The sequence below is a fragment of the Paenibacillus taichungensis genome (genome assembly GCF_003287275.1).
Lineage (GTDB): Bacteria > Bacillota > Bacilli > Paenibacillales > Paenibacillaceae > Paenibacillus > Paenibacillus taichungensis_A.
Map to the genome: position 1 here is coordinate 333,758 of NZ_QEVW01000001.1, position 25,154 is coordinate 358,911.

General features: G+C 46.3%; 24 protein-coding genes and 1 riboswitch. Of the genes, 19 read left to right on the forward strand and 5 right to left on the reverse strand.

Translation table 11 applies throughout. The annotated features are described in order from the left end of the window. Window positions 1-236 precede the first annotated feature (236 nt). From DC345_RS01760 to DC345_RS01780, 5 genes are all read left to right on the forward strand, one after another. Window positions 237-1,130 (forward strand): 5'-3' exonuclease, encoded by an 894-nt coding sequence (locus tag DC345_RS01760; protein WP_072734037.1) that lies wholly within the window; start codon window positions 237-239, stop codon window positions 1,128-1,130. A gap of 5 nt (window positions 1,131-1,135) precedes the next feature. After that, window positions 1,136-2,242 carry a phosphodiester glycosidase family protein gene (locus tag DC345_RS01765; RefSeq protein ID WP_258530454.1) on the forward strand — a complete coding sequence of 369 codons (1,107 nt, stop codon included), beginning with the start codon at window positions 1,136-1,138 and terminating at the stop codon, window positions 2,240-2,242. Between the two features lie 29 nt (window positions 2,243-2,271). Next, complete coding sequence (locus tag DC345_RS01770; protein ID WP_113051636.1) at window positions 2,272-2,967, forward strand: MOSC domain-containing protein; 696 nt, start codon at window positions 2,272-2,274, stop codon at window positions 2,965-2,967. Window positions 2,968-3,044: 77 nt separating this feature from the next. Further along, entirely contained in the window at window positions 3,045-3,923 is an 879-nt protein-coding gene (locus DC345_RS01775; protein WP_113051637.1) for an ROK family protein, read from the forward strand. 183 nt (window positions 3,924-4,106) lie between these two features. Then, a complete protein-coding gene (locus tag DC345_RS01780) occupies window positions 4,107-5,108 on the forward strand; it encodes an HRDC domain-containing protein (RefSeq protein WP_113051638.1) in 1,002 nt (333 codons plus the stop codon). Between the two features lie 94 nt (window positions 5,109-5,202). On the opposite strand, the gene corA is transcribed toward DC345_RS01780, so the two are convergent. Continuing rightward, on the reverse strand, window positions 5,203-6,138 hold the full coding sequence (gene corA / locus DC345_RS01785) for a magnesium/cobalt transporter CorA (RefSeq protein ID WP_053780458.1): 936 nt from the start codon (window positions 6,136-6,138) through the stop codon (window positions 5,203-5,205). A gap of 453 nt (window positions 6,139-6,591) precedes the next feature. Then, window positions 6,592-6,716, forward strand: a riboswitch (SAM riboswitch). 234 nt (window positions 6,717-6,950) lie between these two features. Here corA and metA point away from each other — a divergent pair. From metA to DC345_RS01815, 6 genes are all read left to right on the forward strand, one after another. After that, window positions 6,951-7,868 (forward strand): homoserine O-acetyltransferase MetA, encoded by a 918-nt coding sequence (gene metA / locus DC345_RS01790; protein ID WP_113051738.1) that lies wholly within the window; start codon window positions 6,951-6,953, stop codon window positions 7,866-7,868. A 24-nt stretch (window positions 7,869-7,892) separates the two neighbouring features. Continuing rightward, the gene (locus DC345_RS01795; protein WP_113051639.1) at window positions 7,893-9,080 is read left to right on the forward strand and encodes an aminotransferase class I/II-fold pyridoxal phosphate-dependent enzyme; all 1,188 of its coding nucleotides are present in this window, start codon (window positions 7,893-7,895) and stop codon (window positions 9,078-9,080) included. Beyond that, entirely contained in the window at window positions 9,070-10,266 is a 1,197-nt protein-coding gene (locus tag DC345_RS01800) for a trans-sulfuration enzyme family protein (protein WP_397333616.1), read from the forward strand. Before DC345_RS01795 ends, DC345_RS01800 begins: the two co-directional genes overlap by 11 nt. Before the next feature lie 243 nt (window positions 10,267-10,509). Continuing rightward, entirely contained in the window at window positions 10,510-11,646 is a 1,137-nt protein-coding gene (gene mqnC, locus DC345_RS01805) for a cyclic dehypoxanthinyl futalosine synthase (RefSeq protein ID WP_063564227.1), read from the forward strand. A gap of 251 nt (window positions 11,647-11,897) precedes the next feature. Continuing rightward, window positions 11,898-12,875, forward strand: coding sequence for an aldo/keto reductase (locus DC345_RS01810; RefSeq protein ID WP_113051739.1), 978 nt, complete (start codon window positions 11,898-11,900; stop codon window positions 12,873-12,875). Continuing rightward, the gene (locus tag DC345_RS01815; protein WP_113051641.1) at window positions 12,872-13,885 is read left to right on the forward strand and encodes a zinc-binding alcohol dehydrogenase family protein; all 1,014 of its coding nucleotides are present in this window, start codon (window positions 12,872-12,874) and stop codon (window positions 13,883-13,885) included. Before DC345_RS01810 ends, DC345_RS01815 begins: the two co-directional genes overlap by 4 nt. A 98-nt stretch (window positions 13,886-13,983) precedes the next feature. Here the strand turns inward: DC345_RS01815 and DC345_RS01820 are convergent, their stop codons facing one another. The 4 genes from DC345_RS01820 to DC345_RS01835 all read right to left on the reverse strand — a co-directional run bounded on the left by DC345_RS01820 (window position 13,984) and on the right by DC345_RS01835 (window position 17,456). Further along, window positions 13,984-14,889, reverse strand: coding sequence for a YitT family protein (locus DC345_RS01820; RefSeq protein WP_113051642.1), 906 nt, complete (start codon window positions 14,887-14,889; stop codon window positions 13,984-13,986). 111 nt (window positions 14,890-15,000) lie between these two features. After that, window positions 15,001-16,239, reverse strand: coding sequence for a cation:proton antiporter (locus DC345_RS01825; protein ID WP_113051643.1), 1,239 nt, complete (start codon window positions 16,237-16,239; stop codon window positions 15,001-15,003). Between the two features lie 4 nt (window positions 16,240-16,243). After that, on the reverse strand, window positions 16,244-16,738 hold the full coding sequence (locus DC345_RS01830) for a cation:proton antiporter regulatory subunit (RefSeq protein WP_053780467.1): 495 nt from the start codon (window positions 16,736-16,738) through the stop codon (window positions 16,244-16,246). Window positions 16,739-17,051: 313 nt separating this feature from the next. Continuing rightward, window positions 17,052-17,456: a hypothetical protein gene (locus DC345_RS01835; RefSeq protein ID WP_076289900.1), complete on the reverse strand. Its 405-nt coding sequence runs from the start codon at window positions 17,454-17,456 to the stop codon at window positions 17,052-17,054. Between the two features lie 180 nt (window positions 17,457-17,636). On the opposite strand from DC345_RS01835, the gene DC345_RS01840 reads away from it, so the two are divergent. The 8 genes from DC345_RS01840 to DC345_RS01870 all read left to right on the forward strand — a co-directional run bounded on the left by DC345_RS01840 (window position 17,637) and on the right by DC345_RS01870 (window position 25,126). Further along, window positions 17,637-18,581: a putative sporulation protein YtxC gene (locus DC345_RS01840; RefSeq protein ID WP_113051644.1), complete on the forward strand. Its 945-nt coding sequence runs from the start codon at window positions 17,637-17,639 to the stop codon at window positions 18,579-18,581. A 192-nt stretch (window positions 18,582-18,773) separates the two neighbouring features. Then, a complete protein-coding gene (locus DC345_RS31575) occupies window positions 18,774-18,947 on the forward strand; it encodes a hypothetical protein (RefSeq protein WP_181586437.1) in 174 nt (57 codons plus the stop codon). Between the two features lie 57 nt (window positions 18,948-19,004). Beyond that, entirely contained in the window at window positions 19,005-20,942 is a 1,938-nt protein-coding gene (gene thrS, locus DC345_RS01845) for a threonine--tRNA ligase (protein WP_064639432.1), read from the forward strand. A gap of 183 nt (window positions 20,943-21,125) precedes the next feature. Further along, window positions 21,126-21,899: a 3D domain-containing protein gene (locus tag DC345_RS32315; RefSeq protein WP_309304306.1), complete on the forward strand. Its 774-nt coding sequence runs from the start codon at window positions 21,126-21,128 to the stop codon at window positions 21,897-21,899. Between the two features lie 112 nt (window positions 21,900-22,011). Continuing rightward, complete coding sequence (locus DC345_RS01855) at window positions 22,012-22,197, forward strand: hypothetical protein (RefSeq protein WP_113051741.1); 186 nt, start codon at window positions 22,012-22,014, stop codon at window positions 22,195-22,197. A 170-nt stretch (window positions 22,198-22,367) separates the two neighbouring features. After that, window positions 22,368-23,426 carry a cell wall-active antibiotics response protein LiaF gene (gene liaF / locus DC345_RS01860; protein ID WP_113051645.1) on the forward strand — a complete coding sequence of 353 codons (1,059 nt, stop codon included), beginning with the start codon at window positions 22,368-22,370 and terminating at the stop codon, window positions 23,424-23,426. A gap of 3 nt (window positions 23,427-23,429) precedes the next feature. Next, window positions 23,430-24,467 carry a HAMP domain-containing sensor histidine kinase gene (locus tag DC345_RS01865; protein WP_076289897.1) on the forward strand — a complete coding sequence of 346 codons (1,038 nt, stop codon included), beginning with the start codon at window positions 23,430-23,432 and terminating at the stop codon, window positions 24,465-24,467. After that, on the forward strand, window positions 24,464-25,126 hold the full coding sequence (locus DC345_RS01870) for a response regulator (protein ID WP_113051646.1): 663 nt from the start codon (window positions 24,464-24,466) through the stop codon (window positions 25,124-25,126). The genes DC345_RS01865 and DC345_RS01870 overlap by 4 nt, the downstream gene beginning before the upstream one ends. The last annotated feature ends 28 nt before the right edge of the window (window positions 25,127-25,154 follow it).

Below are 25,154 nucleotides of genomic sequence, written 5' to 3' on the forward strand. Positions count from 1 at the left end.
ACGAGAATGGAGAGGACAGAAATAACCTGAAGAAGCGGAGCTAAAAGCTTTCTAAAAGAAAGCTCCATCGGAAGCATACACTTCGCCTTTACCACCGGATTTTCCCTTTTGAAGAAGGGAATCAAAAAAATCTGGGGATAACAGCGATCAGAAGGTTGTTCTGTCATCGGAGTGGCAAGTGTAATTATTTTTAGTTCAATTTTCTATGGAATCAGGACAGGAGAGAACAAATTCAAGTGAATCAACGTAATGAACCTACTTTGTTGCTGGTAGATGGTATGGCGGTGTTGTTCCGTGCGTTCTATGCAACATCTGCAAGCGGATATATCAGACGTACAAAGGCAGGCGTGCCAACCAACGCAGTATACGGATTTATCCGTTATTTCTGGGATGCGGTTCAGACCTTTGGGCCAAGTCATGTCGTATGCTGTTGGGATATGGGAGGCAAGACGTTTCGCGGTGAAGAGTATGCAGCGTATAAGGGGAACCGTCCGGAAGCTCCGGATGATCTGATTCCTCAGTTTGCTCTGATTCGTGAAGTGATGGATAGTTTAAACATTCCGAATATTGGCGCTCAAGGATATGAGGCTGATGATTGCATCGGTACACTTGCCAAGTATTACACCGAGCAGACGGATATGAACGTGATGGTACTTACGGGTGACCATGATATGCTGCAACTGATTGATGATCGTACAAGCATTATTATTATGAAAAAAGGTCATGGCAATTATATGGTGTATACGCCTGAATCCCTAATGACGGAGAAACAACTGACACCTCGTCAAGTGATTGACATGAAAGGTCTGATGGGCGATGCCAGTGACAATTATCCTGGAGTACGGGGCATTGGGGAGAAGACGGCTTTGAAACTTGTGCAGGAGTTTGGCTCCATTGAAGGTATTTTGGACAATATGGATAAACTTACCCCTTCGGTACGCAACAAGATTGAGAATGATCTCGACATGCTTCATCTGTCCCGCAAACTGGCAGAGATTCACTGTGCAGTTCCGGTAGCTTGTGCACTGGATGTATGTGAATTGCGTCTTGATCCGGATATGGTGATGGACAAGTTCGAACAACTTGAGATGAAGAGCCTGGGCTCTTGGATGGGAGTGGCAATAGGGTGAGTAGCATGCAGACAAAACGGACGGGCAAAAAGTGGTGGACAGGGGCTATGGCCCTCGTCCTTGCTTTGCCTGTAATCCTTTCAGGAGCGGTGAGTGCTCCACAGACAGTAGATGCCAAAGCGGCAATTAGCACCAAAGTACAGAAAGTAAAAGCAGCAGGACGCAGTTTTACCGTGCAGACGGTTAGTATTCCCAAGGGTACACCAGTTACCGTAGGATTAGCGAAGAAGCAGGTCGGTCAGACGGCAACATTACCTTCAATTGTTAAGGCATATGGCGCGCAAGCGGCCATTAACGGAGCATTTTTTGAAGCATATAACGGAGCTCCAGATCCATACGGCATGTTAATAGCAAACGGCAAAGTTATACATATTGGAAGATACGGAACAACGATTGGGTTTAAGGAAGATGGCTCAGCCATCATGGATTCGCTTCAAGTGAGTCTGACGGGTAAAGTAACAGATACAGAAGGAAAGTCACGCAGTTGGTATGCGACCTTTATTAACCGAACACCTTCCGCGAATGCGAGTATTACGATGTTATACACGCCAGAGCGGGGATCTACAGTCGGGTTCAAAGGAGGTACGGCGGTTGTGATGGAGAAAGGGATTGTCACCAAGAAAGTACCGAATACCAATGTAGCCATTCCGAAGAATGGATCGGTACTGGTCTTCACGGGTAATCAGAAATCTTCGTCGGACCGCTTTACCGTTGGATCAACTGTAGAGATGAATTATAAATACACCAATGCAGCAGGCAAAGAGATCCCTTGGCAAGATGTAGTCACCGCTGTGGGCGCAGGTCCACGTCTGGTGAAAGACGGCAAAATTGCCGTAAATCCAGCGAGTGAGGGCTTCAAGGATACCAAAATTCTCAATGCCTCCGGCGCAAGAAGTGGTATTGCCATTATGGCCGACGGATCGGTGATGTTGGCTACCGTGTCAGGAGCGACGATTAAGGAATGGGCTGCTGTCATGCAGAAGCTTGGTGCCAAGCAGGCAATGAACCTGGATGGAGGTGCATCTTCTGGCATGTATGCTGGCGGCAAAATGCTTACTTCCCCGGGCCGCTTGTTAAGTAATACACTTGTTTTTGGTGGCTCTGTTCGTTAAAAGAAAGCTAATATGGGAGGTAGGATCAGATGACACTCACTCATAACCGGAAGCCAGATGAAAACAAAACGGCGGTATTAGCTGTAAACGTAGGGCAACTTCAGGCCTTGCCTGGCCAGAAGCGCGAAGTGATGAGCGGCATTGTGAAACATCCCATATCCAGCCCGGTCTTCCTGTCATTCACCGGAATGACAGGGGATGCCCAGGCTGATCTGGAGCATCATGGTGGACCTGACAAGGCGGTTTGTGTATACGATTACAGTCGTTATCCGGCGCTTGAACAACTGATGGATCGCAAGCTGGACTGGGGAGCTTGTGGAGAAAATCTGACAGTTGAAGGCTGTATGGAGGAAGAAGTCCGCATTGGTGATGTGTATCAATTGGGGGAAGCCACGGTACAGGTCAGCCAGCCAAGACAGCCTTGCTTCAAGCTTGGTGCACGGTATGATTACAAAGAGCTGCCTGTTTATTTTCAGGATAGCGGGCATACCGGATTTTATTTTCGGGTCTTGCAAGAGGGAGAGGTAACTCCTTCTGCAATATTCAGACGTATAAGCACAGATCCTGCATCAATGACCATTCTGGAAGCCAATCGAATTATCCATCAGGGGAAGCAGGATGCCGTTGCTATGCGTGCTCTGCTGGCCATTCCAACGTTATCCGACAGCTGGAAACAGACCTTATTGAAGCGATTGGCCAAGCTCGAAACTGCTGAACAGGACTAATCATGCTGTTGTTCCGTCTTTTAGAAAACAGATTCGAAGATCCATTTAATTTTAAACTACTTGGGAGTGTGACTAACATGACGATTTTAGGCGCAATTGAAGCTGGAGGAACCAAATTTGTATGTGGTATCGGTACGGAAGAAGGAGAAGTTCTTGAACGCGTAAGCTTTCCAACGACGACACCGGAAGAGACGATGGCTCAAGTAATCGCTTTTTTTGAAGGTAAAGGTATTGAAGCTTTGGGTGTAGGTTCATTTGGTCCAATTGATCCGATTGAAGGAAGCCCAACTTATGGTTACATCACAACAACACCAAAACCGCATTGGGGGCAGTACAACCTGATTGGTAAGCTCAAAGAGCACTTTGATGTACCGATGACGTTCGACACGGATGTAAACGGTGCTGCACTTGGGGAAGCAACCTGGGGGGCTGCACAAGGCCTGGATAGCTGTCTGTATATTACTGTCGGAACGGGAATTGGTGCAGGCGCAGTTGTAGGTGGCAAAATGGTCCATGGATTGTCGCATCCAGAGATGGGACACATCATTGTCCGCAGACATCCCGAAGATACATATGAAGGGTTCTGTCCGTATCATGGGGACTGTCTGGAAGGCCTTGCCGCAGGTCCTGCCATCAATAAACGTTGGAATCAACCGGCTTACGAACTGCCAGCCGATCACAAGGCCTGGGAGATTGAAGCACATTACCTGGCGCATGCCCTGATGAATTATGTATTGATCCTCACACCTCAGAAAATTGTAATGGGTGGCGGTGTGATGAAGCAGGAGCATCTGTTCCCAATGGTTCGCAGCAAATTGCAGGAATTGCTCGCTGGATACGTTCAGCACCCTGCACTTCAATCCGAAATTGACCAGTATGTCGTTTCACCGGGACTTGGCGATAATGCGGGACTGTGTGGTTCGCTTGCACTGGCGAAATTGGCTTTGAACAAGTAATAGCTTTACAAACAAGTAGTTGACGAATTTTTCCATTGTGGTAATATATGAGCAACAGCATAGCACGGTTAAATGAGGAAGCACCTCTCTTGCATGGATTTTGCAGGAGAGGTGTTTTTTTGTGCTGCTTAATTTAGCACATACAGGCTGTGTCGAGCTGAACTATTGAAGGAGGGACAAGATATGGAAGTCATTTTCATGAACAGATTATCCAGAATGTTAGATCAGAATGAAGAGCATGCACAGCTGTGGATCGGTGAAGAAGAAGGAGCGTGGCATCTGGGGTGGAGCCGATATGAGGAAGGAGATCGAACGGATGACAACTGGTATGCTGGCAGTTCGTGGGACGAGCTGTTACATGTGTATCGTCATCAGTTAGCCATACAGATGAGCGAAGGATATCGTCCGTTGCTGCAGGGTTTGTTTCACGAAAATGATGATTTGAAGTCGCGCAGTTATGGCGGTCAGCGTCTTCATTGTTACAGTGAATTATACGGCAATGAGGGGCTGTATATGGATCTGTGCATATGGCGCAGGAAGAGAGCAGCGTCTGACCGGAAGGCCCCTTATTTTATTGCAACGAACCGGTTGTTGCGTTTGATCAGTGCATTTGTTCCACAAACCATCGATGAATTGATGCAATTACCTGGCGTAGGGGAGAGCAAGGCTTCCGAGTATGGAGAGGAATGGCTGGAGATTACGAATGGACTGGAACGTTCCACATCTTTCCCGCTAGATTGGGTGTACTCGGATCTGAAGGAACAAGAATATGAGAGCTGGCTGTACAAACAGAGAGAGCAGAAGTACAAGCAGGAACTTGACAGATTCACCACACGTAAGCAGGTACTTGAAGGTATGAAGGAAGGATATACGTTGGAGGAAATCGTAAATCGTTCCGGATTGTCCCGTAGGGAGCTGATTGAGTTATTGGAGACACTGGATTTGGAGGGATATGACACAGATTGTCTGCTTGATGCGGAGCTTGCTGTCATGCCCGAAGAGGAGCAAGAGGCGGTATGGAGTGCCTACGAGGAGCTGGGAGATACGTTTCTGAAGCCTGTATTACATAAGGTGTATGGAGAAGAAAAGCCTGGCGGTAGCAACCTGGAGCAGGTCTACGAAAGACTGCGCATGATTCGCATCCGGTTTCGTCGTCACACAGAGACGGAGCAGAATGCAGGCTAGATTGGAAATAGGACGTTAGTTGTCATACTTATAAGCGGATAATAAAAAAAGACGAAGCGTCTCCAAATGTGGAGCACTTCGTCTTTTTGCTATTTCAAACCCAATCTTTTTTGCGGAAAATAAAGAACATGCTCAGGCCCAGTGTAACCATCAGGCCAATAACCACAAAATAACCATACTTCCAGTCCAGCTCAGGCATGTTCGTAAAGTTCATCCCATAGATGCCCGTGATAACGGTCAGCGGCATGAACACCGTGGTAATGGCGGTGAACACACGCATGATTTCATTCGCCCGGTTGGCGATACTGGATTGGTAAGCTTCTCGCAAGTTCCCCATCAAGTCCCGATAAGTCTCAAAGGTTTCAGATATTTTCACAGCATTCTCATAAATGTCGCTGAAATACTTTTGCAGTTGATCATCAATAAGACGCAAATCTTTTTTATTGAGTGTGTTAATGACCTCTTTCTGAGGTCCCAGCACTTTCTTCAGCCATAAAATCTCACTGCGAAGCCCGATAATCTCATTCAGATGAGATTTCTTGGTATGCATCAGGATGTCTTCTTCAAGCTTCTCAATGCGCGCTTCGATTCGGTCACCAACGGTGAAATAATTATCAACAATCAAGTCAACCAGCAGATACAGCAGCTTATCCGGCGTACTGATTTCCTGTTCCCACAGGATCGGTTTCAATGTCCGCAATTCGCTGACTTTCTGTTTGGTTACACTGATAATAAAGTGTCTGCCAAGGAACAAGTTGACCGCACGTAAAAAAATCTCTTCATCATCAAAACGAATGCTATTAATAACAATAAAATAATGGCTCTCATAAATTTCAATCTTCGGACGTTGTTCTTCGTCACTCAAACAGTCTTCCACGGCCAGATCATGCATCATGAACAGCGGTTGAAGTACCGCCAAATCGTCTACGTCTGCATCAATCCAGTAAAACCCCTCCGCTGGTGGAGTCAGCGCCTGCTGAATGTCGTCCACCGGAATAAATACACCGTTATTTACCAACCGGATTTTCATTATTCATCTACTCCTTCTGCACCCGCCAAATGGGCGGATTTCATCAATATGGGCGCAAAAAGAACAGATCAGCCGGTCGGCAGCGGAGCCTGGAAGTCAGGACTGCGTTCGCTCTATAGTCAAACGGAAGTAACGTCCCGCTGCCGGCATGCTGATATCAATTCTCTATGCAGTTTGTCGGAATTCGGCTGCCAGTCAGGCCTCGGGTCGCCATCCATTGAATATGTCACCTCTCACATAAGGGTTTATAACACTTGTCTAGTATACCGCTGGTACAGGGTCCTTTCAAGCGCAAAAATGTGTCGATTTCGCGCCCTGGAGCAGTGTATGACAACGGATGATGAACGGTTCCGATCCTGAGGAACAGACATTGAACTACATCTTGACGTGAGGGGATTAATGTCTTAAAGTAAAAGGTGAACCACACTAGTTATTACAATTGAATAAAGCGAAATCTTATCAAGAGTAGGTGGAGGGACTGGCCCGATGAAACCCGGCAACCGGCGGTATACCGCACGGTGCTAATTCTTGCAGCGACCAAGTGTCCAAGTGACACTGTTGTAACTGAGAGATGAGAGAGGCGCATATCTATTTACATATGACCTTTCTCGGAATCCGAGGAAGGTCTTTGTTATATGCACCGACTTCTCAGCAGTGATTTTCGCTAAGGAACTTGAGCTTGCCGCCAGCAATGTGGTTGCAATTCAGCGCCTGCAGGCAAGCTCATGGCAGCCTATAACTGTACGGATGCGAATCGTATCGAGTCCGCAGTGGCTGCATCTATTTATGCACAAGGAGGAGTTAGAACCACCATGCCAATCAAAATTCCAGACACACTGCCTGCCAAAGAAGTACTTGCAGGAGAGAACATCTTTGTCATGGACGAGACATCTGCTTACCAGCAGGACATTCGTCCACTGCGTATCGCTATATTAAACCTGATGCCCACAAAGGAAACGACAGAAACTCAATTGCTTCGTTTGGTGGGTAACACACCCATTCAGGTAGATATCGTTCTGGTTCATCCAAAGTCTCATACGTCCAAGAACACTTCCCAGGAATATTTGGACTTATTCTACAAAACCTTTGATGAGATCGAACACCGCCGTTTTGACGGCATGATCATTACAGGCGCTCCTGTAGAGCAAATGGACTTTGAAGACGTGAACTATTGGAAAGAAATCCAGGAGATCTTCGAATGGACCAAAACGAATGTAACTTCGACCATGCATATATGTTGGGCTTCCCAAGCAGGTTTATACCACCATTTCGGAGTTCCCAAAGTTCCGCTGGATGAAAAATGTTTTGGCGTATTCTCACATACGATCAACAGATCCAATGTGCAGCTGCTGCGCGGATTCGATGAAGTATTCAACGTCCCGCATTCTCGTCATACGGAAGTGCGACGTGAAGATATTGAAAAAAATGATAACCTTGAAATATTGGCTGAATCCGAGGAAGCGGGTATTTTCCTCGTTGCTACCAAAGACGGCAAACAGATTTTTGCAACCGGACATGCCGAGTATGACCCGCTTTCATTGAAATGGGAATATGACCGTGATGCAGCTAAAGGCATGGACATTGCGCTGCCTAGACATTATTTCCCGAATGACGATCCTTCCCGTGTTCCCCCAGCCACTTGGCGGGCACATGCAAACTTATTATTCTCTAATTGGCTCAATTACTATGTGTATCAAGAGACACCTTACGATATTGGTCCACAAATTTAATCGACATTACAGGAGGATGCTGCAATGGAAGACAACAAGTTGAAAATCGAAAGTCGATTGGCCCAAATTGGGTCTATCAATGAACCGGTAACGGGTGCCATTAATTTTCCGATCTATCAATCCACTGCGTTTCGCCACCCAAAGCTTGGACAAAGCACGGGATTTGATTATATTCGTACGACCAATCCAACCCGTAAAGTGTTGGAAGAAGCAGCGGCAGCGTTGGAATCCGGTGATGCAGGTTTTGCCTGTAGCTCCGGCATGGCCGCTTTGCAAACGATTTTCGCTTTATTCGGACAAGGGGATCATCTGATTGTATCGCTGGATCTGTACGGCGGAACGTATCGTTTGCTTGAACGTATCCTGTCTCGATTTGGTGTGACAGCAAGTTACGTCGATACCAATGACTTGGCAGCTCTGGAAAGTATTCGTCAACCGAATACAAAAGCGGTATTTATTGAGACACCAACCAATCCACTAATGATGATTACGGATGTGGAAGCGGTATGCTCCTGGGCCAAGAGCCACAACTTGCTGACCATTGTGGATAATACACTACTGACTCCGTTCTTCCAGCGTCCAATTGAACTCGGTGCTGATATCATCATCCATAGTGCCACGAAGTATCTGGGTGGTCATAATGATGTACTTGCGGGATTAATTATTACCAAAGGGGAAGAACTGTCAGCCGAAATGGCATTTCTGCACAATTCCATAGGAGCCGTGTTGTCCCCAAGCGACTCCTATCAGCTGATGAAAGGCATGAAGACACTCGCTCTTCGCATGGAGCGGCATGAGTATAATGCTTTGACGATTGCCAAGTACCTTTTGGAGCACCCAGCCGTTAATGAAGTGTATCATCCTGGTTTGTCGGATCATCCCGGATTTGAAATACAGAATAAACAATCCAGTGGGAATACGGGCATCTTCTCTTTCAAAGTAAAGGATGCTCGTTATGTTGAACCATTGCTGCGTCATATCAAACTGATTGCTTTTGCGGAAAGCCTCGGGGGTGTAGAGTCGTTGATGACTTACCCTGCGGTACAGACCCATGCGGATATTCCGATTGAAATTCGTGACGCTGTAGGTGTAGATGACCGTCTGTTGCGCTTCTCTGTAGGGATCGAGCACGCCGAAGATCTGATTGCCGATCTGGGCAATGCACTTACAGCTGCACAGCAGGAGATAGAAGGGGGAACGCATCGTGAGTGAGCAAAACCATAATGCCAACAATCATGAACGGAATGTTCATTCCGACCTGAAGTTCGACACCAAGCTGCTGCATTTCGGTGACGAAATTGATAAAACCACCGGGGCTTCCAGTGTGCCAATTTACCAGGCATCCACATTCCATCATTTTGATATTTTTAATCCACCTCAACATGATTATAGTCGTTCCGGTAACCCGACTCGTCAGGCATTGGAGGATTACATTACATTATTGGAAGGCGGAGCACGCGGATTTGCCTACTCCTCAGGCATGGCTGCCATCTCCAGTGTGTTCATGATGTTCTCGGCAGGCGATCACATGATTGTGACGGAAGATGTATATGGAGGAACGTATCGACTGCTTACTTCCATTCTGAGCCGGATGCAAATTGAGACTACCTTTGTGGATATGACCAATATTGAGGAAGTAAAGGCAGCGCTCAAACCGAATACGAAGGCAGTTTATATGGAAACACCATCCAACCCGACACTTCGAATAACGGATATTGCTGCAGTCACCTCCTGGGCACAGGAACATGAGTTAATCTCCATTCTTGATAACACCTTCATGACGCCTTATTACCAGCGTCCGATTGAGCTCGGGGTGGATATTGTCGTACATAGTGCGACCAAGTTTCTTGGCGGACACAGTGATGTGCTGGCAGGTTTAGCCGTTGCTCGTACGGATTCATTGGGCAGACAGCTAAAACAATTGCAGAATGGACTTGGAACCGTCCTTGGTGCCCAGGAATCCTGGCTGCTGATGCGTGGTATGAAAACCTTGGGTGCGCGCATGGCACATAGTGAACAAAGCACAGCGAAGCTGGCTGCTTGGCTTAGTGGACGCAGTGATATTACGGCTGTATTTTATCCGGGGCTGCTGGATCATCCTGGGCGTGAAGCTCATGAACGTCAGTCAAGCGGATACGGCGCTGTCGTGTCGTTTGACGTAGGTTCGGGAGATCGGGCCAAGGCTGTACTCAACCGTGTGAAATTGCCAATTGTTGCTGTGAGTTTGGGTGCGGTTGAAAGTATCCTGTCTTATCCTGCGATGATGTCTCATGCGGCTATGCCGGCTGAGGTTCGCCGTGATCGAGGTATAACTGACGGATTATTGCGCTTCTCGGTTGGTCTGGAAGACATCGATGACCTGATTGCAGATTTGGATCAGGCACTTCAGGACTCGTAGAGTCAATAGTATTGAAACATGGGTGTTAGAGTCTGCTGAAAAAGAATTGAAATAGATGGCATATGTAAACATTTTTATTAATTTTTAAAGCACCTTCTCATAAGGTGCTTTTTTTCACATGTAACCTGTGTTACGATATGTGGAGTACAGAAATGCGATGTTGCCACCAAAACTTTCATCTATATGAGCAAGTTGGGACGGATCGTGATTATATTTTCTCTTCATGAGGGAGGCTTTTTTACGATGAGTACGGTAGACCGTATCTTAGATAAAGCCCTTCGGGGCGAACGTTTGGACTTGGAAGACACGATTCAGCTGTTTGAATCAAATGAAGTAGACAAAATCGGGGCAGCCGCCAATGTGATTGTAAAACGCATGCACCCCGAACCATACAGAACATTTGTAATTGGGCGTAACGTCAACTACACGAACGTGTGTGATGTGTACTGCCGTTTTTGTGCTTTCTACCGCAGACCTGGCTCTGACGAAGGATATGTACTTCCCGATGAAGTCATCTTCCAGAAGATCCAAGAAACCGAAGACGTGAATGGTACCGAGATTCTGATGCAAGGCGGAACGAATCCAAATCTGCCGTTTAGTTATTACACCGATCTGCTCAAAGCGATCAAGGAGCGTTTCCCTAATATTACGATGCACTCCTTCTCACCAGCCGAAATTATGAAAATGGTTGAGGTGTCCGACGGTCTTACTTTGGAAGAGGTTGTACGTGCAATTCACGAAGCGGGACTCGATTCCCTGCCTGGTGGTGGTGCCGAAATCCTGGATGACCGTACACGCCGCAAAATCAGCCGTTTGAAAGGTTCATGGCGCGACTGGATGGACGTTATGCAGACAGCTCACCGTATCGGTATGAACACAACGGCAACGATGGTTATTGGCCTTGGTGAAACGATGGAAGAGCGCGCACTGCATCTGCTTCGGGTACGTGAAGCTCAGGATGAGTGCATTGCGAACAAGTATGATTCCGAAGGATTCTTGGCGTTCATTCCTTGGACATTCCAACCGGATAATACAAACCTGAAGCTGGAGCGTCAGACGCCAGAAGAGTACCTGAAGACGGTAGCGATCAGTCGACTGGTATTGGACAACATCAAAAACATTCAATCCTCGTGGGTAACGATGGGACCTGAAGTCGGCAAAAAATCACTTGAATTTGGCTGCAACGACTTCGGTAGCACCATGATTGAAGAGAACGTGGTATCTGCTGCAGGCGCAACATACAAAGTCAACATTGGTTCCATTACGCAACTGATTCGGGAGTCCGGTTATATTCCAGCACAGCGTAACACAAGATATGACATCCTGCGGACGTTTGATGAGAATAATGCCATTCAACAAGATTTTGTAATGCAGAACTAATATATATTTTAAAGTACATTAAGCTGATGAATTGAATGGTTAAGTTCATTCAGTCAGTTTGGATAAGAAGTCCGTTGATTACTCTTTATAAGGGGAATCGGCGGACTTTTTAATTTCACTTCACACCAAGCGATTATTCACAGATCATCAAACAGTACATATTACGCATTTGACGATATTTTATATTGAAATTCAACTGTTACAATGAAAGGACACGGGAGTAACCAGACATGCTGGGAAGGGGCAGGCCGATGAAAACAAGAAGACTTGGGAAGACGGAACTGGAAGTACCTGTACTGAGCTTTGGAGCATCCTCTCTAGGTTCCGTATTTCGTGATATTGACCGAGGTGAGGGTGTTCGTACGGTTCACGCCGCTGTAGATGCAGGGATGAACTATATAGATGTTTCGCCCTATTATGGATTAACAAAAGCTGAAATGGTGCTTGGAGAAGCCATCCGTAGTTTGCCACGCAGCTCGTTTACGTTGTCGACCAAGGCTGGACGTTATGGGGAGAATGCATTTGATTTTTCACGTAAGCGGATACATGAGAGTGTACAAGAGAGTCTAGATCGACTGCATACCGATTATATCGACATCCTGTTCTTGCATGACATTGAATTTGTCTCTGCAGATATTATTATTGAAGAAGCTTTTCCAACCTTACTCCGCCTAAAAGAGCAGGGAGTCATTCGCCATGCAGGGATTTGTGGCTTACCGCTGCGGTTATTCGAAAAGGTGCTGCCACAGATTGATGCCGACGCTATCATTTCCTACTGCCATTATGCATTGAATGATACTTCACTGCTGTCCTTGCTGCCCCTTTTGGAAAAGAAAGAAGTTGGCCTTGTGAATGCTTCGCCTCTTTCCATGGGTTTATTAAGCACAAGAGGCACTCCTGCCTGGCACCCGGCAGATGATCAAGTGAAGCAGGTTTGCCTGCAAGCGGCGCGGTTCTGTGCGGAACAGGGCACTAATATTGCGAAGCTTGCCGTACAGTTTGCAACAGCCAATGAACGGATTCCAACAACACTGGTCAGCAGTGCAAGTGAACATAATATCCGTCACAATGCAGCTTGGATTGATGAACCACTGGATCAGGACCTGTTAACAGAGGTACTGCGTATTCTGGCTCCAATTCATAACGAGAGCTGGGCAAGCGGACGCCCTGAATATAACATTGAACATAACATGAAGTCACAAGCATCATCGAAGGGGGAACAGGAGTGAGAGCTGTTATATGTGAAGAAATAAATCGTTTAGCGTTACGAGACATAGCTGAACCTGAAAGAACCGAGAATCAGGCGCTGGTAACCATCCGCCGAATTGGAATTTGTGGCACAGATTTGCACGCCTACAAAGGTAATCAGCCATTTTTCACCTATCCCCGAGTACTTGGGCATGAGCTTTCAGGGATTATTGAAGAGATTGGCCCCAATGAAGCGGGCTTGAAAGCAGGAGATCAGGTAAGTATTATTCCATATTTACATTGTGGTCATTGTATCGCTTGTCGATCAGGGAAAACGAATTGTTGTGTGTCCATGCAGGTGATGGGTGTACATGTGGACGGCGGCATGCGAGAGAGGATTGCTGTTCCTGTCTCCCATCTGATCCAAGCCGAAGGACTTACGCTGGATGAAACTGCGATGGTAGAACCGCTGAGTATTGGTGCTCATGCGGTCAGAAGAGCAGCCATAAAGCCTGGTGACCAGGTTGTGGTCATTGGAGCTGGACCCATTGGCCTGGGGGTGATGGCTTTTGCTAAACTTGCGGGTGCTAGGGTCATTGCCATTGACCGGAATGTGGATAGGTTGGAACTTAGCCGCATATGGGCTGGAGTGGATGCTATGGTTAAGGCCAATGAACAAGCGGCACAACAAGTTGCTGAAATCACGAATGGGGACTATGCGACGGCTGTCTTTGATGCAACAGGAAACATGCAATCGATGAATAATGCCATCCAATATGTGGCTCATGGTGGACAATTAATCTTTGTTGGACTGGTCAAAGCCGATATTTCCTTTCATGATCCAGACTTTCATAAGCGGGAGATGAGCATTCTGGGCAGCCGAAACGCCACACGGGAAGATTTTGAACAGGTCATGTCGATCTTGCGGGAGAAGAAATTGAACATGGATGGCTACATTACACACCGGTCGAGTTTGGATCAATTGCCTGAATCGATCGACACCTGGTTACAACCGGATTCGTATGTAGTGAAAGCAATAGTGGAATTATAAAAAGAATCAATGAAAAAACTCTCTCTGACCTTAATGAATGGTTAACATTCATAGGAATCAGAGAGAGTTTTTATTTGTCCAACCTATAGGAATCTAGATTATTTTTCCGGGTTCGTCACAATACCTGCATGTGGATCAATATGACGCACAATGGATTTGAGCCAGATCATTTCAAGGAAATGAATCTCATAGTAGAGTGCTCCCGGAACGTGTTGGATCCAACCTTCAGCGACAGCAGGGTGCCCTGAATCCGTTGAAGCATCCAATATTCCAGGCTCACGGCGCAGCCGTTTACGGATGGCTTTTTCAACTTGAGCGCTTTGTGTGGTTAAAATACATATTTTGCGCTTAGCTGTGAATCCGCGGAATGCAATATACACCATTTCATATGCAATGAGATAAGCAATTACCGAGTACATCGCTTGATCCCAACCGAAGACAACACCAGCGGCGGTTAGAATCAACAAGTTGAGCAGCATGATTATTTTTTCGATAAGCATCCGTTTCCCGCTAAATACACGTTCAGGTGGACGGGAGGACGGATCACCGATTTCCAGCGTATCCAGTGTCCCACCATACCGCACGACTAGACCGATTCCTAGACCGAGACATAATCCGCCAAACATGGCAGCAGCCAGCGGGTGCTCGACAAGCGGCGGCATGGGATGAAGCACAATGGCACCAATCGAAAAGACAACCAAACCCAGAACAGTGACCAGTACAAATTTCTTTTGCACGAGTCTATAGGACAGAAAAATGAACGGAACGTTGAACAAAAACAGGAACAAACCAATCCTCATTTCGGTCCAGTGGGCGAACAACGAAGAGATGCCTGTAATGCCTCCAATAATGATCTTATTGGGATGTAGAAACAATTCAAGTCCCACGGAGGCCAGAATTCCACCCGCTATTACAAACAATAAATTCAACAGGCGACGGGCAGATGATAATCTGGTCTTGGCGGTTTGTGGCACCGGATTAGCCGATATCAGAGGTGCTTTCATAGGTCATCCTCCTTTGTGCGGCTTTCGTGCAATTCTCCCTGGGTTAATCACAGAAAGATCGGCGGTAGAGCCGCGATTACGATACGTTGTCTGTCTGAACAGACAAGGGGGTTACCCTTCTTTCTGCAGAACCTTCGGTTCTTCTTTCTTCTTCCGAGGATCTTTGAACTTAAATATTTTATCCAATAATCTGAACACATGTTTGGACTCTTTTGTTAATAACGGTCCAAGGATTGCCAGAATGAGTACATATAATGCGGCGAACGGTTGCAGCAGCGGGAGAAGTCCCCCGGCTTTACCCATGTTGGCCATAATGATTGAAAATTCACCACGTGACACAATGGTCAAACCGATATTGGCTGATGCTTTCGGTGATAGTCCTGCACTGCGCCCAGCTAGCATGCCTGCAAGGAAGTTTCCGAATAGTGTGAGCACAACTGCGATCAACGCAAGCCACACAGCTTCCCCTCCAAGAGACAACGGATCGATGGACAATCCAAAGCTGAAGAAGAAAACAGCTCCAAAGAAATCACGGAATGGCAGAATCAAGTGCTCAATCCGTTTTGCATGTTCCGTTTCAGCCAGTACCAAACCAACAAGCAAGGCGCCAATGGCTTCAGCGACATGAATGGTTTCGGAGAATCCGGCAACGAGGAACAATGCACCGAAAATCACAAGGGAGAACAACTCATTGGAGCGAATCTTAAGCACCTTGTTGAGCAGAGGTGTTGCTTTACGTCCAAGAATAATGACAATGAGCATGAATCCAAGTGCGATGAGTGCCGATACAATGACTCCTCCGATGGAGGATGAATCACTGAGCACAAGTCCAGACAAGATGGAGATATATACAGCGAGAAATACATCTTCAAACATGATAATTCCGAGAATCATTTCCGTCTCCGGATTCGCTGTTCGTTTCAGATCAACGAGTACTTTGGCGACGATGGCACTGGATGAAATGGTGGTAATCCCTGCAATGACAAGAGCTTCGGCGGCTGGGAAACCGGAAGCAAAACCAAAAATCAATCCCAGCGTGAAGTTAATCCCAATATAGATGGATCCGCCGACTGCAATGGATTTACCTGATTTGATCAAACGACCAACCGAGAATTCCAGCCCAAGATAGAAGAGCAGGAAGAGGATACCAATGCGGCCCATAAACTCAATAAACGGCTGACTTTCAATGAAACGGAAGTCCAGATGCCAGATCTTCATGGCATGAGGTCCGACGGCCATCCCGATCAGAATGTAAAATGGAACGACCGAAAATCTCAGTTTTGCGGATAAGAGTCCGGCTGCTGCAATGAGCACAAGTGCCAGACCCACTTCGAATATCAGATGATCCATCGACTCACCCCCTTCCGGTCAGGAGGAGGGATTTGAATAGCTTTTGCTGATTGCGTTCGCCAACGGCTACTACCGTGGACTCTGCACTAATCACGACCTCCGGACCGGGGCTGATATGTTTTTTGTGATTCTTCTCTACAACGGCAATAACCGTTGCCCCTGAGTTTTGACGAACGTCCAGTTCACCAATAGATTTACCGATACATCCGTAGGATGGCTCGATTTTGTACCATTCAATGATCAGATCGTCAAACGTTACTTCGATATTTTCAAGCTGCTTTGGTTTATAGGTCAATCCACCAACGATGGCAGCAATCTGTCTTGCTTCATAGTCATCCAGCGTAATCATGGAGATACTTTGGTCTGGGTCATCGTACTCAAAATGGTACATTTCCCGTCGACCGTCATCGTGAATAATGACAATGATTTTATCTCCACTGCTCGTTTCAATCTGAAATTTCTTGCCGATTCCCGGCAAATCTGTTTCGCGTACATCCATGGATAGTATGCCTCCTTAAATTGAGGGCTGGCCACAGAAGACAGGCTTATTTCCCGAAAATAGAATGAACTGTTGCGCTTAGGAACATTAAATGATGCGGGTAAACAGAGCCAGGGACTCCTGACACACAGCCTTGTGTTGTAAATTTTTAATGTAAACGGGGATAACAAAATAGACGTTAACAAATAGGTGTTGCCAAATAAAACTGATCGATATCTAACATTTGCTAAAAGGGTTAATAGTTATGCACAAGCACACCGTCTTTCAGACAGAGGTGTCTCCATGCAAAGCAACCTAAATTACGATGTAACGGCTAGCTAAGAGCGTTCACGTAAATTGGTGCTATAGGGGTGGGAGATACATACATACTGGTGAATTTGATAGGTAGCAGAAATAATCTGCGTTTAAACAGACAAATCAACGGTTTAAAGGGTAGACGCGGTGTTGGAATTCGCAGCATTAGCAACAAAGCGAGCACAAGAAAGACAGGTTTGTTATGCGTGACCGCAATCAACTTCGACATGACTTGTGGGTATTTGCGAATGGCAGGTTTCTGCTGAGACTCCAATGTGTGGACAAGCACTTCCTTGTTGGAAGTCGTCTCAACGGTTACCTCGACAGCGGATTCCGACTGCATCGGAATAGGGAAGGACAACGCTTGGAATACGCACAAAATGATAATAAAAGCGTAACGGAGTATTCTTGGTTGTTGTCTCATTTTGGCTTCCCCCCTTTTCCGTGAAACATACTGTTATAAAAATAATAACACATTTTTGTCTTAACTCCAAACGGTTTGATAATATACTGAGAAATCATGACACGCTTTCCATCAATCCGCTTCGTATATCCCTATCGGCCTTGCCATATACTTTGAACAGGAAGGAAAGGAGTGATTCTTATGGAACTGTTCGCCGTATGGACCGATGTATCAGGGCAGGAAGAAGCGGATCAATTTTATCGTTGTGTGAAGGAAAAAACCAAAGGTTTACATATAAGCAAAAGAGGATTTCGGCTCACCTTCAAACATAATGATGGCAGAGCGGCCTGGGTATGCAGAGGCAATGAGAATCACGCTGACTTCCAGCAGTGGCTGCCTCAGATCAGTGATTTGCTTGCGTCGGGGCTTGCAGATTACATCATGGATACGCGTGAACGTAGTATGGTAGAAGAGATGATTTCGAAAGCCTGCTCAGTTATGGATGAACATGAGGTGGAGAAGGTAAACCGGATATGCATGCCATTGTTATTTAATGGTGACTTGGATCAGCCAGGCCTACGGGAGCGTCGCCGTACCACTTTGGCCAATGGATTGAAGCAGGATTTGGAGGAGGTTCATTTTTTTCATCTTGAAGGCATTCTTAATTTTCGGATTCGGCAGTATAAACAGGAGCTTCATGAGCTGGTAGAATATGCACTGGATGAGTTCTGGATGGATCGTCAATATGAAGAGTTTATGGGGTTACTCAAATATTTTGTATTCTTTCAGGAGGCGAAAGTACCTCTTGTGCATTTGATACACAAAGGATTACATGAATTTCAAGTACTGGATGCTGCGCTTAATGTCCTACCCGTACAAAAGGATGAACAGGTCGTCGTGGAGATGCCAGGGCTTGAATTGGAAATGGATATCGAAGATATGATCGTGAGTACGCTGATTTCCATCTCACCTGAAAAGGTCATGCTGCATACACGCACTCCAGATCTGCCTATCATCTCTACGATCCGTCAGATCTTTGAAGACAAGGTGCAGTTATGCCATCATTGTCCTGAGTGTGAAGTACTGCGCTCCGGATTGTTGACAGGTCTTGACGCAAGTGATATCGGCAATTATAATAACTGTTGATCCATGATTTATTTGAGTTGTTATGGAACAATAAACAAAAGCGTTGACAAAGACAAGAGCCATGCGCACGGTCGGTGCAGAGAGAGGGAACCAGGCTGAAATTTCCTCCGGATGCCACGTTTGGTTTACCCCTTTGGAGCTGCAGTTTTGAAAATGGATATAAATATTGCCTCATAATACAGGTAGTCATCCATGAGTAAGGATATGCCGGGTCATGCCCGTTACCGTCATGCCAATGAGGGCTGTACTTCCAATATGGATGAAGCAGCTGAATTAGGGTGGAACCACGAGAGTATACAACACTCGTCCCTTTGCCGGGACGGGTGTTTTTTGCGTTCCATTGCAAAATTGCAGGAACAGCAATAGATTATCCATCCATGAAATATATGGACAGAGGTTGAATTTACAGGAGGAATGAGACAAATGGCAGTTAACATTAAACTACCCGATGGTTCGGTTCGTGAGTATGCCGACGGAAGCAGCATTGAAGATGTGGCCGCTTCGATCAGTAGCGGACTTCGCAAAAATGCCGTAGCCGGCAAACTGGATGGAATCGTAGTGGACTTGTCCACAACACTTCACGAGGGAGCATTGGTGGAGATCGTAACACTGGATTCACCAGAAGGTCTGGAAGTGATGCGTCACAGTACAGCTCACTTGCTTGCTCAAGCTGTGAAGCGTTTATATGGAAACAAAGAGGTGCATCTCGGCGTTGGTCCTGTCATTGAAGATGGTTTCTACTATGATATGGATCTGGAACAACCGCTCAATCCCGAAGATCTGCAAAAGATCGAGAAGGAAATGGAACGTATTGTTAATGAGAATCTGCCAATTGTACGTAAGGAAGTTAGCCGCGAGGAAGCGATCAAAATCTTCGAAGAAGTGGGCGATCCTTACAAGCTCGAATTGATTCGTGACTTGCCAGAAGACAGTGTTATCACTATTTATGAGCAAGGTGAATTCTTCGACTTGTGTCGTGGGCCACACGTGCCATCCACCAGCAAAATCAAAGTATTCAAACTGATGAATGTTGCCGGTGCTTACTGGCGTGGAGATAGTAAAAACAAAATGCTGCAACGTATTTACGGTACTGCTTTTGTGAAAAAAGCACAGCTTGATGAGCATTTGCACTTCCTGGAAGAAGCACGTAAACGGGATCACCGTAAATTGGGTAAGGAACTCGAAATCTTCACATTCTCCCAACTGGTTGGACAAGGCCTGCCAATCTGGTTGCCTAATGGTGCGAAGCTGCGCCGGACGTTGGAGCGTTATATCGTAGATTTGGAAGAGAGCCTCGGATATCAGCATGTATACACACCGGTGCTTGGTAATGTTGAGTTGTACAAAACATCCGGACACTGGGAGCACTATCAGGAAGACATGTTCCCTAAAATGGTTATGGACAATGAGGAACTCGTTCTTCGTCCAATGAACTGTCCTCACCACATGATGGTGTACAAGTCCAGCATGCACAGCTACCGTGATCTGCCGATCCGGATTGCCGAGCTTGGCATGATGCATCGTTACGAAATGTCGGGCGCGTTAACAGGTCTGCACCGTGTACGTGCGATGACGCTGAACGACTCTCACATATTCGCACGCCCGGATCAGATCAAAGAAGAGTTTGCTCGTGTTATTGAGCTGATTCAAACGGTTTATAAAGATTTCGGCATTCACGAATATCGTTTCCGTTTGTCCTATCGCGATCCTCAGGATACGGAGAAATACTTCCAGAATGACGAGATGTGGGAAATGTCCCAACGCATGCTGCGTGAAGTTGTGGAAGAACTTAACCTTCCATTCTATGAAGCAGAAGGCGAAGCGGCATTCTATGGTCCGAAACTGGACGTTCAGATCAAGACAGCACTGGGCAAAGAAGAGACATTGTCTACTGTCCAATTGGACTTCCTCTTGCCAGAGCGGTTTGAGCTTGAATATGTGGGAGATGATGGGCAGAAACATCGTCCGGTCGTTATCCACCGCGGTGTAATCAGTACGATGGAGCGTTTCACTGCATTCTTGCTGGAGAACTTTGCAGGGGCTCTGCCACTGTGGTTGTCTCCTGTACAGGCGAAGGTTATTCCGGTATCCGGAAACTTCGACGACTATGCACGTGAAGTGGAAGCGAAGCTGAAACGTGCAGGCATCTCTGCTGAAGCGGATCTGCGTAACGAGAAGCTCGGGTATAAAATCCGTGAAGCACAGCTTGAGAAAATGCCATACATGTTCGTCGTTGGTGAAAATGAACGTAATGCAGAGGGTGTATCTGTTCGGAAACGTGGAGAAGGCGATCTCGGCATGAAACCAGTGGACGAAATTGTAGCCCAGCTCAAAGAAGAGATTGCAACAAGACTGGTGTAATCCTGAATTGTGGGCTCTATAATAAAAAACCGTGTGAACCATATTGGAGTAAATCCAATGGTTCACACGGTTTTTTTTGTAGTTTTTAAGGTTTTCTGGACATCGGGTTTAAAAGCCTTAATAGGTGAAAAGTATAGAATTTTTTCATTATGGAAAACCTTTGCAGTAAGGGGGAGGTTCTATATGAAAAAGCAATTCTTATTTCAAAAGAAAAACATAAGGTTCATCATCTCATGCAGTGTAGTGCTCATTGGAGTAGTCTTGGGGTGGAATCAGGCAAAGGCATATACCTTTGAAGAGGAAAATGAAGTCATGTATGTGGAGAATCGACACAGCGAAACTTCAGGAGACCTTGAAGGCGTACATTCAGAAACGGCAGTTTATGAATACAGTGATCAGGCTCAACTCACAACCTTGGTCTATATGGGATTTTTATGGTCTCCGCAGCCTATTGTCATTCCGCGAACGGAAATTCCGGAGAAGCACATTGCAGTTGACCCGTCGATGCCGGTGCTCGCTCCGCGTACAGAACAGATATTGGACACACATAAGGTGACGGCTACCGGTTACACTGCGGGTGTGGAATCAACCGGAAAAGGTCCAAAACATCCTCAATACGGAATTACGTATTCGGGTGTAAAGGTACGCCGCGATAAAGAAACGGTCTCTACGATTGCAGCTGATCCAAAGCTGTTCCCGCTGGGTTCCATTTTATATATTCCCGGTTACGGTTACGGCATCGTTGCAGACACAGGCTCCGCAATTAAGGGCAATAAAATTGATCTTTATTTCCCTACAACAAAGCAAGTGTATAAAGAATGGGGCAAAAAGGACGTCGAAGTACAGTTGATCAAACAAGGTGCTGGAAAATGCACTGAAAAAATGCTGGAAGAGTTATCGGAAGCCATTGATGTGTACAAATCCGTTCCGGATTCTTGGCTGGACAAGGCCGTATAATGATGAATTTTAATACATGAATAACGGACGTGCACTCTTCACATAATACTCTCTGGGGACGAACCCCGCGTTGCAGACATGCAATGTAAATATGAAGAGAGAGGTGATCGTCGTGGCTAAGAAATCTCAAGGTTCACAAACGCCAAACGAGAAGTACAATGCAGAGTTTGGAGAAGAGAGTGCAGCAAGCAAGGTGAAACAATCGCACCAAAACAAAGTGAAGGATAACTTCCAAACACCTGATGAAAAATACAATGCTGAGTTCGGTACCGAGAACACAGGCAAAACACAAAAGTAAATCAATGCACAGACACCTTGGAGAATTTCTCCAGGGTGTTTTTAATATTTTACATAAATACCCTTCCGCCTCGGTCTCGAGACTGAGATGAATTCCATCTGCCGCCGCTGTTAACCAATCCTTGTCTGAGGTAAACTGGATACAGAATACAGACAAAGGAGACATGAGCGATGAAACGATCTACGCGGGACCGCTGGTGGGTTGGCATTCCTCTTATTGCGATTGGAGCAATAATATTGTTCAGGCAAGTGGGCTATGACATAGATATCGGATACATGTTCAGAACATATTGGCCGTTATTTTTGATTTGGTGGGGTGTAAAAGGTATAACCGAAATTCGGCGTAATGGAAGTCATGCATTGATTGGGCCGGCCATTGTACTGGCGATTGGTGGATATTTCTTGGCCCGTAATCTGGGATGGATTGATTACTCCATGGGAGAGTTTATACGCTACCTAATTCCAGTAATGCTCATTGGTGGGGGATTGTTCGTTCTGATCGGTCCTCGTCGTCGTGACAGGAAACATCATGACCAAGTACAACCGCCTCCGCCGCCGGAGCCACCATATAAACCATTGTCCCCTGAGGATCTGGAAATGCCGTCTTCGTTTGACGAACAGTTTGAGAAAACATTTGGCAAACCAATACAGGAACAAAAAAATGATGCACATGGCTCATTTTATACAGATAAGGAAGAAGAACCTAATTCACACGGACATCAACACCATCATAAACATCAGCATCATCATCACAAGCATAAAGGTTACGGTTCAAATAAAAAAGCATACGGAACATTTGATGACGATGACCACTATGATGATGATCCGAATTATTATGGTGGCCATGGGAATACGATTAACAAATCGGCATTTATCGGTGATATGTATATGGGACAGGAAGTGTTCTCCCTGAAACCGATGAATATTTCAGCATTTATTGGCGATACGGTGATCGATTTGACGAAGGCGCAAATACCTTATGGTGAGACGAAGATTAACATTTCCTCTTTTATCGGGGATGTGAAGGTATTTGTTCCGGAAGATATGGATCTCGGTGTGACTGTGACGACGAACTCGTTTATTGGGGACATGTCCCTGTTAAATCAAAAACGGGGCGGATTCTTAAGCAGTGCTCAGGCTGAAACAGCGCATTATCGCGAAGCAGGAAAAAAAGTACGGATTGTCGTTAGTGTGTTTATTGGAGATGTCAAAGTGAACAAGGTGGGTTAACGCATGATTCGAACGATTCTCAAAGCAAATAAGTGGGAACTGATGATGTATTTTGCGCTGACCGGACTCATTACTTTGGGCGGTTTTTACTTGCTGTACGGGGAAGTGCTCATGGGAACAGGGCGTCAGCGTGCATGGACCTATGTTGCTGTTGTGCTCCTGGCTACCGTAATCACGGGCTACATTGCCGCCTTACGGCTTCAACGCAAGATTGATCTGCTGGATCTTAACATGCTGAAAGTGTCCAAGGGCAATCTCGCTGTGCGTATGCCTGAGGCAGATGATGCCTCCTTCGGACGGGTATATCAGGAATTCAATGTCATGATGGATTCGATTGAGAAAAAAATGAGATTGCTTCAGCGGCTTGGTGAGCAGGAAGTCATTGAAAAGGAACAGGCATCTGAACGCGCTGTAATTGAAGAACGCAAACGGATGGCAAGGGATTTGCATGATACGGTCAGCCAACAGCTTTTCGCCATGCATATGTCGGCTTCCTCCTTACCACGTCTGCTGGAGATGAATCCCGAGCATGGCAGCAAAGTGCTGGATCAACTTATTCAGATGTCACATATCGCACAGCGGCAGATGCGAGGTCTTATTGCTCAGCTTCGCCCAGTGGAGTTGGAGGGAAGGAATCTTGGAGAAGCGCTGGATAGCTGGTTCCCGGATTATTGCAGGCAGAATGGTTTAAAAGGAGTGAAAGAGCTGGAACTGGATGGCGGAATTTCCGATGCCATCGAGCACCAGCTGTTTCTTGTTATTCAGGAAGCGGTCGCTAATGTGGTCAAACATGCAGAAGCGGGACTGGTCAGTCTATCCATACGAGAGAGTGAACATCAGATCAGCATGAGCATTAGCGATGATGGTCAAGGTTTTTTGCAGCAAGCGGAACGGCCTGGTTCATACGGATTATCAACGATGCGTGAACGGGCAGAGAAACTTGGAGGTCAGGTTCAGATTATATCGAAGCCGGGAGCGGGGACGACGGTGCGGGTATTCATCCCGAAATTCCCGAAAGAACCAGAGGGGGAAACGGAATGAGCGAAAAAGTGAATGTAATGATTGTAGATGATCATGATATGGTGCGAATGGGGTTAAAAACGTATCTTATGTTGGAACCCACTTTTCATGTAATGGGGGAAGCCGGCAACGGACAGGATGCATTGAATCAGCTACGCAAGCTGGGAGATAACGATCTGCCTGACCTCATCCTGATGGACCTGATGATGCCGGTGATGAATGGTGCGGAAGCGACACAAGCGATCATGACCGAATTTCCGGGCATGAAGATTGTAATGCTGACCAGTTTTCTGGAGGATGACCTTGTGGTACAAGCGATTGAAGCCGGAGCGGTCAGTTATGTACTGAAGACGGTATCTGCTGAAGAGTTAATCTATGCTCTGCAAGGAGCATACCGGGGTATGCCGGTAATGACAGGCGACGTATCGCAGGCATTGACCCGTGGCATCAGGCAGCGAACTGCAAGAGAGAACGAATCCGGCCTGACGGAACGGGAAAAAGAAGTGCTTTTGCTGATTGCAGAGGGCAAGACCAATAAGGACATCGGGGAAGAACTACATATTAGTATCAAAACCGTCAAAACTCATGTGAGCAATCTGCTGATGAAATGTGAAATGGACGATCGGACACAGTTGGCAATCTACGCTCATCGTCAGGGCTGGGTGAAGAATAAGGGTTAGAATGCAGATTTGGCGGGAAAAATGTTCT